This is a genomic window from Pseudomaricurvus alkylphenolicus (genome assembly GCF_011683955.1).
Classification (GTDB): Bacteria; Pseudomonadota; Gammaproteobacteria; order Pseudomonadales; family Cellvibrionaceae; genus Pseudomaricurvus; species Pseudomaricurvus alkylphenolicus.
The window spans coordinates 327,752-339,891 of the sequence record NZ_JAAQPI010000003.1 but is presented as its reverse complement, the minus strand read 5'-3'; the positions used below and the strand labels follow the sequence as shown (position 1 = coordinate 339,891).

At 53.8% G+C, this 12,140-nt stretch carries 9 protein-coding genes; 4 read left to right on the top strand and 5 right to left on the bottom strand.

Annotated features, from left to right (window positions below; all coding sequences use genetic code 11):
* Positions 1-22: 22 nt before the first annotated feature.
* The gene (locus HBA55_RS10215; protein ID WP_166990118.1) at positions 23-550 is read right to left on the bottom strand and encodes a YfiR family protein; all 528 of its coding nucleotides are present in this window, start codon (positions 548-550) and stop codon (positions 23-25) included.
* Positions 551-807: 257 nt separating this feature from the next.
* On the opposite strand from HBA55_RS10215, the gene HBA55_RS10210 reads away from it, so the two are divergent.
* Complete coding sequence (locus HBA55_RS10210; protein ID WP_166990115.1) at positions 808-3,924, top strand: ATP-binding protein; 3,117 nt, start codon at positions 808-810, stop codon at positions 3,922-3,924.
* Between the two features lie 44 nt (positions 3,925-3,968).
* Here the strand turns inward: HBA55_RS10210 and HBA55_RS10205 are convergent, their stop codons facing one another.
* From HBA55_RS10205 to HBA55_RS10195, 3 genes are all read right to left on the bottom strand, one after another.
* Positions 3,969-5,471, bottom strand: a complete 1,503-nt coding sequence (locus tag HBA55_RS10205) for a PQQ-dependent sugar dehydrogenase (protein ID WP_166990113.1) — start codon at positions 5,469-5,471, stop codon at positions 3,969-3,971.
* 34 nt (positions 5,472-5,505) lie between these two features.
* Positions 5,506-6,525, bottom strand: coding sequence for an MBL fold metallo-hydrolase (locus HBA55_RS10200; RefSeq protein ID WP_166990111.1), 1,020 nt, complete (start codon positions 6,523-6,525; stop codon positions 5,506-5,508).
* 97 nt (positions 6,526-6,622) lie between these two features.
* A complete protein-coding gene (locus tag HBA55_RS10195; protein ID WP_166990109.1) occupies positions 6,623-7,657 on the bottom strand; it encodes a helix-turn-helix transcriptional regulator in 1,035 nt (344 codons plus the stop codon).
* A gap of 133 nt (positions 7,658-7,790) precedes the next feature.
* Here HBA55_RS10195 and HBA55_RS10190 point away from each other — a divergent pair, with 133 nt between their 5' ends.
* The 3 genes from HBA55_RS10190 (at position 7,791) to nhaA (ending at position 11,147) form a co-directional block, all read left to right on the top strand.
* Positions 7,791-8,327 carry a 2,4'-dihydroxyacetophenone dioxygenase family protein gene (locus HBA55_RS10190; protein WP_166990107.1) on the top strand — a complete coding sequence of 179 codons (537 nt, stop codon included), beginning with the start codon at positions 7,791-7,793 and terminating at the stop codon, positions 8,325-8,327.
* Positions 8,305-9,330: an NAD-dependent epimerase/dehydratase family protein gene (locus HBA55_RS10185; protein ID WP_206019703.1), complete on the top strand. Its 1,026-nt coding sequence runs from the start codon at positions 8,305-8,307 to the stop codon at positions 9,328-9,330. The genes HBA55_RS10190 and HBA55_RS10185 overlap by 23 nt, the downstream gene beginning before the upstream one ends.
* Positions 9,331-9,980: 650 nt before the next feature.
* The gene (nhaA, locus tag HBA55_RS10180; protein ID WP_240945992.1) at positions 9,981-11,147 is read left to right on the top strand and encodes a Na+/H+ antiporter NhaA; all 1,167 of its coding nucleotides are present in this window, start codon (positions 9,981-9,983) and stop codon (positions 11,145-11,147) included.
* Here nhaA and HBA55_RS10175 read toward each other — a convergent pair.
* Complete coding sequence (locus HBA55_RS10175) at positions 11,144-12,079, bottom strand: GGDEF domain-containing protein (protein WP_166990103.1); 936 nt, start codon at positions 12,077-12,079, stop codon at positions 11,144-11,146. The two genes, nhaA and HBA55_RS10175, sit on opposite strands and share 4 nt — an antisense overlap.
* Positions 12,080-12,140 lie beyond the last annotated feature (61 nt).

The following is a 12,140-nucleotide window of genomic DNA, read 5'->3' as shown; positions in this document are numbered from 1 at the left end:
ACCGGCTATCGGGTAGGACTGTTCAGTAGATCGGCTCGACAAATTCCAGGATTTCCGGTTTCCACACCAGTCCCCGCTGTTTGGAAACGGTAATGTTCAAGAGGATGCCGGGCAGGCCGTCGTCGTCGTAAAGAATCATTGCCACACCGCGACTTGCAAGCGCAATGTTATCGGAGACTGTTAATATTTGATGGCGCTGAGCGTACTCAAGAATGGCGGTCAGGTCGGTATGTCGGCCGATAAATATGACATCCGGTTTGACTTTGGTGGGTAGCTCGTCTCGGAGGATCTCCTGGAGATTGCCTGTACCTATCACGTCCCGGCGCCTGGCCCGTAACGCAGAGAACAGCTCCCGGTTACCCAGTACCAATATCGTCAAGGCATCTTTTGCACCAAGCCTGGTTTCCAGTTCCACTGCTTTCAGCAACAGCGCTGATGTCAATTCCGTGGGCAGTGGTCTCGCACAGACATTGGCGGCCACGGCAATCCAGCCGCTGAGCCACAGGGCTGTCCATTTTATAACCGGCCATTCCCGCAAGGATGCGTTCATAACTGCAGCGTCTACCCCGGCTTTCCTGGAGCCGGCCCTTGATTCGCTTGTGTTGATCGACGGTATTGGTTTAACTTCAAGGTAAGATGGCTTCTTTTCAAATGTGGCTGGCAGGATAAGGTATTCGTTATTGCAAACGGCTATATTATGGCTAGCCCCATATGATGTTCTCCATCCCCAAGGTCTGGCGAAAAAACGTCAAAGTCAAAGATAACAGAATAACAATGCGCTTGTTACAGCGAAAATAATATTTGAGCATGTCGGACGAACTTGAGTACCACCCTATTGCGGCAGAACAGGCATTCCGTTCCGGGCGAGTTGGCTATCGCCTGGTGATTACGGCGCTGGTGTTGATCTTGCCTTTGATGGGGTTAGTCTACCTGTATATGGGGGAGCTGTCTTCCGATCAGCGGGAAATTCAAGGCAAAGTCCGGGGCATGGAGCTGATGATCTCGATCAGCCGCGTACAGGCTCAGATGGTTCGGCGCAGTCTCCAGTACACCATGCCGGCAGGTATCGACACCATTTATGCACCCCGACGATCAGACACCCTACCCAGTGATCTGGAGCAACTGCTTAGCCGCTCCAGGCAGGGGGTCGAGCAATACTACCCCGAACAATTATGGTCCTGGCAGCGTCTGGAAGAGGGTGTTCGCCGGCAGCACGTCAGCGGTTCAGCCTATCAGCTGGAACAGTTGCGAATGCTGAACGAAGAGTTTTTGCAGCTGATTGCTGCAATAGGCCGGGTCTCGCGTTTTCAGGCTGGAGAGGACGCCACCCCGAGAATTGTCGCCACTCAGGTCACTGAACTGCTGCCGGCGTTGATTGGTAATCTCAATGTGGGTGCGGCCGGCATGGTGCGTTTGCTTAACGCCAGAGTGGATGCTGATACCAATGAAACCATAAAAAACTATATTGATCGGGTCATCGAGTATCGGGCGCAGCTCGATCGCTTATACCTCGATCCCCAGTGGTTGTCACGACGCGGCAACCGTGATTTCGCCGAACGTCTGTCCGCATTATTGACCAACGCGGAAAAACTGCTGGAGAAGAAGCGTCGTTTGCTGTTTGCGGGCGTGCTTGAGGGAGCGCAAGGAGCCCGCGGAGCAATCAATCAGGAAGTGCAGTCGCTGGCCGGTGAATTTGATTTTCTGATTAATCGTACCATCACCTATGAGGCGTATCTTCAGGGGGGATTGCTGCAAAGTTATTACCAACAGCAGCAGCAGATCAATCGTTGGCGCAATACCGTTCTCTGGGTGGTGGGCATCATGGTTTTATTGGCTCTACTGTTGGGTTATTACCTGGTCAAGAATATTCGGCTTAACGCCGGCAATCTGGCACTGCAGAATGAAATGCTGGAACAGGCGATTGAAAAACGCACCAGGGAAGTGATTCAGGCCCAACAGCAAACGGAACAACTTAATCGACATCTGTTGGAGCAGAAGCGCACCGCGGAAAACCTGGCCGAGCAGGCGGATTCGGCCAATAAAGCCAAGAGTCTGTTTCTGGCGTCAATGAGCCATGAGATCCGCACGCCGCTCAATGCTGTCCTGGGTGGCGCTGGCCTGCTAGGTAAGTCTGAGCTGTCCGGGCGCCAGCGTGATACCCTGGCACTGATCCAAAACTCGGGTGCAACCTTGTTGGATCTGATTAACGATATTCTGGACTTTTCCAAGATTGAAGCCGATGAGTTGATGTTGGACGAAGTCGAGTTCGACCTGGAACAGCTATTGATCGATCAGTTGAGTTTGTTCAGTCTGCGACTGCAGGGTAAACCCTTGCGGCTGGTCTGGGATTTTGACCCAGTCTGCGAAGGAATCTGGCGCGGCGATGAGGTACGTATCAAACAAATTGTCCTTAACCTGCTGTCCAATGCCATTAAATTCACCGAGGAGGGGTTCGTCACCCTTCGTTGTCTGTACAGAGAGTCACGACAGCTGATTTTGGAGGTGCATGATACCGGCATCGGTATTTCCGAAGAGGGGCAAAAGCACTTGTTTGACCCTTTCGTTCAAGCAGACAGCTCCATCAATCGTCGTTACGGTGGCACCGGCCTGGGATTGTCGATCTGCAAGCGGCTGGCAGAACTGATGGGGGGGACTATCGAGGTCAGCAGCCAGCCTGACCAGGGCAGCCGTTTTAGCGTGCGGCTACCCCTGCTGAAAAGCCATGTGGATGTGGGGTGGAACGAAGGAAGCGGAGAATTTGAGGTGCTCGGCGGATCGGATATCTGGTTGCAGCGTCTGCGCTACTGGGGCTTTCGTGTGCAAAGGGTTACTGCAGCCTCCGGAGCCTTACCGGTTATCGCCCTCGAACCTGCATTCGGCTTAAGTGTCGGCAGTAAGGCCGTTATCGCCATCGATAGCCATCAGTCAAGCATTCAACTGATCACCGACAACCAAGCTGAGGGTTATCGCTTGGTGTTGCCGGCATGGCTCAAAAGCGATCAGCTGCGACAACTGTTAAACCTGGCTGAAGATGTGGATTCGTTGAAGACGTACTGCGACGCAATTGCATCAGAAAATGCATTCCTGGAGCGTGAGTACCTGTTGAAAGGGCGGGTACTGCTGGTGGAGGACGTTGAGTTTAACCGCGATATTGCCACCGAAATGCTGAGGGGCCTGGGCCTGGAGGTTATTAGTGCTGCCAATGGTCGAGAGGCCGTGCAAGCGTTTACGGAGTCTTCCGGAGAAAATATCGACCTGGTACTGATGGATCTGCATATGCCGGATATGGACGGACTTCAGGCTGCCGGCGAAATTCGCCGATATGAACAGCGCCATGGTCATGCAGAGGTGCCCATCATTGCCTTGACTGCCGACGTCATCAAAGAGACCCGCAGCCAGGTGACGCTGGCAGGCATGAACGAATATCTGTCCAAGCCTGTCTCAGAGCAGGAACTCGCGGCGGTATTGAGCCGCTTCCTCGACGTGATTAATGTCAAAGAGACGCCGAAACAACGGACTGGCCTTGGAGGACATAGCGACAGGGTAATCAAGGTCTTTGACAGTAGCGCTCTGGAAAAACGGGTTCGCAATCGGCGCGATCGTGCGCAGACGCTGACTCAATCCTTTTCACAACGTCTGGACGACATCCTGGCGCAAATGAAGCACGCCCTCAAAGAGGGCGAGGTCAACAATCTGCGTTTTCAAGCCCATGGACTCAAAGGGGCTGCTGCCAATATCGGCGCTGAAGTTGTCAGTGAATACAGTGCGCAACTGGAAGCTCTGGTTCGCGATGAAGGCGAAGACGTTTTGCAGGGCGAGCCGAGCGAAGCAGAGCTTTGCCTGAACAAAGTGGTCAAGGCTGTTGCAGATTTTCGACAGGAGGCACGGCGATACCTGGAAAATGCTGACCAATATCTGCCGTAGTGTCCTGAATCCGAACCGGGTTGAATGATTTCAGGCTCCGGACACTAACGGGTGGCCTGCAATAAATAAGCGGCCAGCTGTTGGCGCTGAGCTTGCGGCAAGGCGTATTGGGGCATGGGTGGATTCGGTGTCAGAAAGTATTCCTGCAATTCTGCCAGACCGTAACGCTGATGCAGTTGTTCCAGTGCTTTGCCACTGGGTGCTCCCCGGCCCTGAAGACGGTGACAGGCGGCGCAGCCCTGATTTTCGTAGAGTATCCTACCTGCATTGACCAGCTGTTGCCGTTGCTGTTTATCCAGCCCCTGCCAGAGTGGGTCAATTCGCGGTTGTTGGTCGCTGTCATCCAGATTCTGTTCAATGCCGTAACATGCGCGATAGATGCTACCGGCGTAATCGTCTGAAATATAGAAACAGCCATCCCGACCTTCTGCGATGTCAACTGGCCGGCCGATCACATGGCCGTCGAGTTCGAATCCGCTGAGGAAGTCCTGTTGGGTAATACTGCCGTCCTCCTGCCAGTGCAGGGAGACCACACGGTAGCCATCCGGCTGGCTGCGGTTCCAGGAACCGTGAAGAGCAACCAGGGCGCTGCGGTGGAAATGTTCGGGCAGCTGGGAATTACGGACAAAACGCATACCCAGCGGTGCATTATGGGCGGCAAAACCAAACACCGGCGAACGCGCTGATTCTAGCCGGTGTTCATGGCCCTGGCTGAAATCCGGATCCAGATCGCCAAAGGCGTTGATGTAGGGCCAGCCGTAAAACTGCCCTTCCTCAATCTTGTTCAACTCACAGACCGGGTAGTCGTCGCCCAACAAGTCGCGCCCGTTGTCGGTGGCGTAGAGGCTGCCATCCCAGGGGGCAAAATCCAGCCCCACACTGTTGCGCAGGCCGGTGGCATAAATAGTGCCGTTACTGCCGTCGGCGTTGAAGCGCATAATGGTGGCGCGACGGGGATCGTCTTCTTCACAAACGTTGCAGGTTGAGCCCATGCTCACATACAGATGGTCATCGCCAATGCGGATCGACTTGCTCCAGTGATTGCCGTCGTCGGTCAAGCCGGTAATGATATGTTCATAGGGGCCTTCGAGAGTGCCCTTGGTGTGATTGAAACGGACCCGCCCAACAGCGTGTGACTCGGCGATATACAACCAGCCCTGATAAAACTCCAAACCATGGGGGCGACGCAATTGATCCAGTAGAACCTGTTCACCGTCATGCTGCCCATCGCTATTATTATCCCGTTGCAGCAGCACAACACGTCCCTGGCGCGGCTGAGTTACCACCAGATCACCAGTCTCGGAAAATTCCATAAAGCGAACATTCTTCAGGCCTCGGGCATAGACACCCAGGCTGAATCCCGAAGGCAATTTGAGGCGCTGGCGTATGGTGGATTGGTCCGGAGATTCAATGCCTGAGCCCAGTAGCACGTGCAGAATAGCTGTGCTGGAGACCGGTCCAAAGGCAATGTAACCCGCCAGGGCTGCCAGGGCCAGTATCAGCAACAGGGCCAAGATGAGCAGAGTTCGTTTTAACAGCAGGAGCATGGGCCCTGGTTCCTTTTCTTATCAGCCTAGCGCATTAACCGGTTTTGTATAGGAACACACCTCGATCATCGAGTCGCCGTTGCAGCAGACCCAAATGCCACAGGCGATTAACCAGAGCCAAAGATTCGCCCATGGCAAGGTGATACTCCACAGGTGACAGTTTACGGGTAAAGATGCCGGGTATGATCTGCTTCAAGCTGCGTTCGTTTTGGCACAAGCTCAACAGCTTATCGAGATTGCCCTGGTGATCTTCCCGTAGCTGCTCGATGCGCAGATGTAATTGCTGGAACGGCAGCCCGTGGGAGGGCAGCACCAAAGTGTCTTCCGGCAGCTCCGCAAATGGCAGCAGGCTATCCAGATAGTCTGCGAGCGGGTCGGCGCCAGGGCACTCCGCCGATACACTGATGTTGGGAGAAATGCGCGGCAATATGTGGTCGCCGGAAATCAACACGCTGCTATTTTCGCTATAGAGACACACATGTTCGGGAGAATGACCAAGGCCCATCATCACACGCCATTCATCCGCCCCAAACCGAAGCGCCTGACCTTCATGCAACCTTTCAAAACTCAGTGGTACAGGTTCGTGCACTTTTTCAAATGATTCGAATTTCTCCGCCACACGCTGAAGGTATTGTTCGTCCATACCGGCCCGCTGGTAGTGTTGCTGAAGCTGCCAACTGCCGGCTCTATTTTCCGGGCGACCGCTGCGGGCCGCCAAATATTCACTCCGGCTCATCCACAAGGGTGCCCGCCAATGATCGGTCAAAAACGTACTGAGCCCGCAATGATCGAAATGCATGTGGGTGACGACTACAGCGGTAACCGGTTTGTTGCCGAGATACCGATCGAAAATCCCCAACCAGCGTTCCCTGGCCTCCGCCAGATTCATGCCCGTGTCTATCACCGTCCAGCCGTCGTCGCCTTCGAGAAGGTATACGTTGATGTGATTGGGCGGAAACGGCAACGGCATGCGTGCCCAGTAAATACCGGGTTTAAGCTCAACCAGCTGCGTCTGTTCCGGCGGTTGGTGTTCGGTATACTGCAATGCCGCCATAGAAGGGTGCCACTTTTGTAATAAAACTCAATCGGAGTCTTATCTATGTATCGGCTTCAGACAATATCCAAAAGTGACAATCGAATTGCCATTTGGCTCACTCAGGAGATGGCGCGGCAGCGCCCTTCTGATACTGCAGACGCCATTGGCGGGGTGACTGGCCGGTCCACTGACGGAAGTTGCGGCTGAACACGGCAACCTCCGCGTACCCCAGTTGCAGAGCCAGTTCGGTGACGCTGATATGACTGTAGCGCAGATGTTGTTCAGCCAGTCGCTGACGGCTCTCGCGCAGTATGTTTCGAAAGGTGAGCTGTTGCCGTGCGAGCCTCTTCTGCAACACTCTGGGATGCATATTGAGGGCATTGGCGACCCGTTCGAGACTGCATTCACCGCTGCCCAGCAAGTTACCAATGATGTAGCTGATCTGGGCCTGAAGGTTGTCCGGGTAACGCTGTTCCAGCAGCTCGACCCTTTGTTCAAAGTGGTGTCGAAGGCTGATGGTGTCGGCATTGGGCCTTCGCCCCAGCCACTGGGCCGGCAGCGAGATACCGTCAAACTCCGCGTCGTAGTGGATGCTGCCAAAGCGCTTCTCAGGCTGCCAGGATGAGTGCGGTTGAGCTTGCCGCAGGTGCATGTGCAGTTGCCGATCCGGGGATCCGGCGTTCCGGCGATCCAGCATCGCTTCGGTGGTGATGTACAGGTGGCCACAGCTCATCTGGCGCAGTTGGCACAGACCCTCGCTATTGCTGAAGTCGAACTGGAGGTGTATCTGTACACGTTCGCCGGTCTTATGATGGGCTATATGCACACCATGTGCGTGCAGATGAAGATGCTGGTTGGAATAGTGAAGGGATTCCTCCAGTGTCGCCTGCTGGCCACTGGAAAGCGCCAATTCGCCAATCACCAGGGGATTCTGCGTTGCAGCGAGGCGCAGCCCCAGCAGGGGCTCCCGGCAGATGCCCGCACTGTAATCCAGTAAGTCCGCGAGACGGGTATAGGAGACCAAAGCGTCGGGCTGGCGCAACTGCGCGGCACTGATGCCAGCCCATTCCAGCAATGGATGAGGGTTTTCTCCGAGGCTGCTGATCAGTGCCCAAAATCCTTCAATGGCGCCACTTCTAATCAGGTACATGGTGGGCTTCCTATCTACTGACATTGTTCGTAAAGTATCAATTTATGTTCGTAAAATATCAAGTTTAGGAGGCTCTGCTTTCATAGACTGCCCCTGTCTTCACTTTCAGCCCTCACTGCAGGAACCCACAACTATGAATGCCGAGAATAAAACCCCCGTTCTGGAAATGCTGGCCGAGATGATGTCTGGCGGAGTCATTAATCGCGAGGACTCCCGCGAGGCAATTCTGATCCACGATGAGGAGTTGCCACAGGTACCGCTACCTGATGGTTCCACCCTGCAGCTTCTGCATGTGGATTTGAACCAGAATCTATGGGTAGTACGAAATCGATTCAAGCCCGGCTTTGGTATTGATACTCACTATCACACGGGGCCGGTGTTTGCGGTCACTCAATCGGGCGAGTGGTTCTACAAGGAATACCCGGGCAAGGTGAATAAGGCCGGCTCCTATCTGTTCGAACCTGCACACTCTGTGCATACACTGACGGTTGCCGACGATGCGAAAGAGGACGCCGTGGTCTGGTTTGCCATCTTCGGCAGTAACGTCAATATCAACGACGATGGAGACGTGACCAGTGTTCTCGATGCACGTACCGTTCTGAAGCTCTATCGCGCACTGTGCCAAGCACAGGGCAGCAACTGTGACAATGTCATCGTCTTCGGCGAATAAGCTGATTATGTCCAGTAATGAGCGTAAGCCGGATTCGGCTTTGATCACAGGCGCCGGTGGTTTTATCGGTCGACATTTAGTGCGTGCGCTCCTGCAGCACAATCATTCAGTAACGGCGCTGATGTTGCCGGACGAGCCCATTCCCGATGAGTGGGAAGATCGTGTCGACATCATTAGCGGCGATGTCAGAGAACTGGTTTCTCTGGCGAAATGCCTCGCTCCGAGAGATGTGATTTATCATCTGGCAGCGGTGGTCAGTGATTGGGGTGCGCAGCAAACCCATGTGGATATCACGGTTGGCGGCACCAGAGAAGCCATTGAGCTGGCATTGCTCTGGCAAGCGCGTTTTGTCGTGACCACCAGTGTTTGCGCTTATGGTGATGCGCTTGCCAAAGGCGGGGTGAATGAGATCACGCCATTGGGTCGAGCCACTTCTCCCTACGAGATCTGCAAGCAGGAGCAAGAGCGTATTACCCTCGAAGCCGTTCGGGCGAGCGGATTAAAAGGCGTTATTGTTCGCCCGGGAAATGTTTACGGCGTCGGCAGTGGGCCTTGGGTAAATCTAATGGTGGAGATGCTTCGCGAGCGTAAACCCTGTTTGCTGGGAAGTGGTGAGTGGGACGCAGGACTCTGCCATGTCGACAACCTGGTATCCCTGCTTCTGGCCTGTGATCGTGCCGATGCAGGGGATATTTTTATTGCGGCTGATGGACAAGGTGTTAGCTGGAAAACCTATCTGCAAAGATTGGCAAGTGTTGCGGGTACACCGCCACCGCGCTCGATACCCAATGCTGTGGCTCGCTTGGGGGCGCCAATACTGGAATTTATTGGTCGCGTGCGGAAACAAAAAGAGCGCCCATTGTTAACCCGGCAATCCTTGCGGTTGATGGGAGGGGCTAATGAATTCTGCACGGATAAAGCACGCTTGAAACTTGGGTTTACACCCACAACAAGATTTGACGAGGCGATGCAACAATTGCAACAGCACTTCCTCGTGTCGTGAATCCGAAGTTCGTTGAAAAATTTCTTCGCCAAAAATCAGATAACGGCGTTGGCTGAACTTGACGTAGCACCACTACGCCTGCGTCCAGCCGCCTTGTTCTCTAATTTTTGGCTTTGAAATTAATTCAACGAACTTCAGACTCACGACACTAGGGCAGAATCAGGAGACTTAATACGGACAATCTGGCGCGGCAGAAACGCACCAATTTTTATCAGTGCTGAAAAGTAAAGCGGGCTAAACCTTTCGGTTCAGCCCGCCTGTGGTCCCTCACGAGACGATCAATTGTATCCCATTCCCTGACCGCTATAGCCAATCCCTAGCCATGTCCCTGTGATTGCCGTCTCATTAATCTGGTGTCCCTGTGACCTCCCTGGTCATGTGATGCCCGATCCCGGAGCATCGTTCCTGTTTACTTCCTTGTATGGGTGTATTCTCTCGCAATGCTGCCGGCGGCGATAGTCGCAAAAATCCTTTTTGAGTGTGAGATATATCCTACAAGCCGCCGATATCCGCCCAAATAATAGCCCATCATTAATCCGATATTGCTTTTGTTTCGTGTAGACTTTGTGTAAAGCTGTCGAGCCCGAATAGGGGGCAATGTATAATGTGTGAGCGCCTACTAACTCATGTTTGATGAATTTAAGAAGTTTATGAATACGGAATCCGCCAGTGGCATCTTATTGATGATTGCGGCGGTCCTGGCGATGGTGGCGGCAAACACACCGCTGCATATCTTCTATGACGCCCTGATCGAAATGCCGGTCGCAGTGCGCATCGGTGCCTTTGAAATTGCCAAACCGCTGTTGTTGTGGATCAATGACGGTTTGATGGCGGTGTTTTTCTTTTTGATCGGGCTGGAGCTTAAACGGGAGTTGTTGGAAGGGGAGTTGTCCAACCTCAGCGCCATAGTGCTGCCAGGCGTTGGTGCGGTCGGAGGTATGGTCGCTCCTGCACTGATTTACGCCTATTTTAATCAGGGTGACGCCACAGCCATGAATGGCTGGGCCATTCCGGCGGCCACGGATATCGCTTTTTCGTTGGGCATTCTGGCACTGCTGGGCTCGCGAGTTCCGCTCGCCTTGAAAATTTTCCTGGTGTCCCTGGCGATTTTTGATGACATCGGGGCGATTGTTATCATCGCTTTGTTTTACACCAGTGATCTGTCCACGTCGGCGCTGATTGTGGCTGCCGGCTGTATTGCGGTATTGGCGGTTATGAATAAGCGCCACGTGACTTCGTTTTCGCCCTATTTGTTTGTTGGCATGGTGATGTGGGTGGCGGTGCTGAAGTCAGGCGTGCACGCGACATTGGCGGGTGTGATTCTGGCCCTGTTTATCCCCATAAAACCGGCAGCAGGTTCCAGCGAGTCACCGCTCAAAGAGCTTGAGCACGACCTGCATGGCGTAGTGGCCTTTGGTATTCTTCCTGTGTTTGCTTTTGCCAATGCCGGAGTGCAGATGGTAGGTGTCAGTTTTGACAGTTTTCTGCACCCGGTACCGGTGGGGATTGCTCTGGGTTTGCTGGTGGGCAAACAGATTGGAATCTTCGGGCTTTGTTGGTTGAGTGTGGTCTTGGGGCTGGTAAAGTTGCCGAACGGTCTCAACTTCCGCAGTCTCTATGGTGTATCGCTGCTCTGTGGTGTTGGCTTCACGATGAGTTTGTTTATCGGATCTCTGGCGTTTGAAGCCAGTGGTGTAAATCTGCTGTTCGATGAACGTCTGGGTATTCTCGCGGGCTCGTTATTGTCCGGTGTAGCCGGTTATCTGGTGTTGGCCATGGTACTGCCAAAAACCAGTGCCTCATCAGATGGCGCCTAAACACAAACAGAGCAGACTCGATTGCGTCCCTGCTGCTTGGCGTCGTAGAGCCCCTGGTCGGCCATTTCCAACGCCTGTTGCATAGGGTCTTCCGCGCTGTGGTCGAGCGGGCAGACTCCGAGACTGAGTGTAATGGACAGCAGTTTATCCTCAACAGCTATCGGGCTGTCCTCAACCAATTGACGGATACGTTCGGCAGTTTCCATCGCAGCGCTCAAACTGGTCTCTGGCAGGAACAGTGCAAACTCTTCGCCGCCCAGGCGGCCCAGAAGATCGCTGGGCCGTACCGTTTCAATCAAAATGCGCCCCAGCTCCTGTAGTACCCGGTCCCCCATGTCATGGCCATAGTGGTCGTTGATCAGTTTGAAATTATCAATGTCCATCATCAATAACGCCGCATTGTGACCATAGCGCAATCCTCTCTCCACTTCGCTGTCACAAAGCCGTATAAACTGTCCGCGGTTATTTAACCGGGTCAGGGTATCCTCGCGAGTTAATCGTTCCAGCTTCTGTTCCAGCTCAATGCGCTTGGCCGTGGCTGCAATCAGGTTGGCAATGGATACCTGCAAACTGCTCAACAGGATTTCGTGCTCATTATCGGCAATCCACCGACACCGAATAACACCATAGTGGTGCTCCTGGTCACGAATTGGCGCGCTGGCGTCTCTGGCCTGGGGGTCACTGGGAGTGCCGCCCATTTCACCGCAGGTGAGATGAAAATCCCTATAGTTCAATTCGATCAGCATCAGCTCAAAAGGTTCGCTGGCGCTGAAATCTCTGCATATGGTTTCCAAGTCCACATGCAGACTGTATGCACCGCTTTCCAGTAATCGCGTGGAGGCCGCTTCGAGCTTCTTTTCAAGAATCTGATTCAGCTTCAGTTCGTGCAGGTGGGCTTCAGCGGGGGTGTTGAGCTGTGGTTGGGATTGCATGGCTCAGTACTCAATTCGTGGATGCTCCCTCTAAGCCTAGACAAGGCTTAGGTATAGGGCA

Excerpts from the sequence above, each read along its gene's own strand:
- HBA55_RS10195 (WP_166990109.1), bottom strand. The coding sequence starts at position 7,657 with ATGTACCTGATTAGAAGTGGCGCCATTGAAGGATTTTGGGCACTGATC.
- HBA55_RS10210 (WP_166990115.1), top strand. The coding sequence starts at position 808 with ATGTCGGACGAACTTGAGTACCACCCTATTGCGGCAGAACAGGCATTC.
- nhaA (WP_240945992.1), top strand. The coding sequence starts at position 9,981 with ATGAATACGGAATCCGCCAGTGGCATCTTATTGATGATTGCGGCGGTC.
- HBA55_RS10205 (WP_166990113.1), bottom strand. The coding sequence starts at position 5,471 with ATGCTCCTGCTGTTAAAACGAACTCTGCTCATCTTGGCCCTGTTGCTG.
- HBA55_RS10190 (WP_166990107.1), top strand. The coding sequence starts at position 7,791 with ATGAATGCCGAGAATAAAACCCCCGTTCTGGAAATGCTGGCCGAGATG.
- HBA55_RS10175 (WP_166990103.1), bottom strand. The coding sequence starts at position 12,079 with ATGCAATCCCAACCACAGCTCAACACCCCCGCTGAAGCCCACCTGCAC.
- HBA55_RS10215 (WP_166990118.1), bottom strand. The coding sequence starts at position 550 with ATGAACGCATCCTTGCGGGAATGGCCGGTTATAAAATGGACAGCCCTG.
- HBA55_RS10200 (WP_166990111.1), bottom strand. The coding sequence starts at position 6,525 with ATGGCGGCATTGCAGTATACCGAACACCAACCGCCGGAACAGACGCAG.
- HBA55_RS10185 (WP_206019703.1), top strand. The coding sequence starts at position 8,305 with ATGTCATCGTCTTCGGCGAATAAGCTGATTATGTCCAGTAATGAGCGT.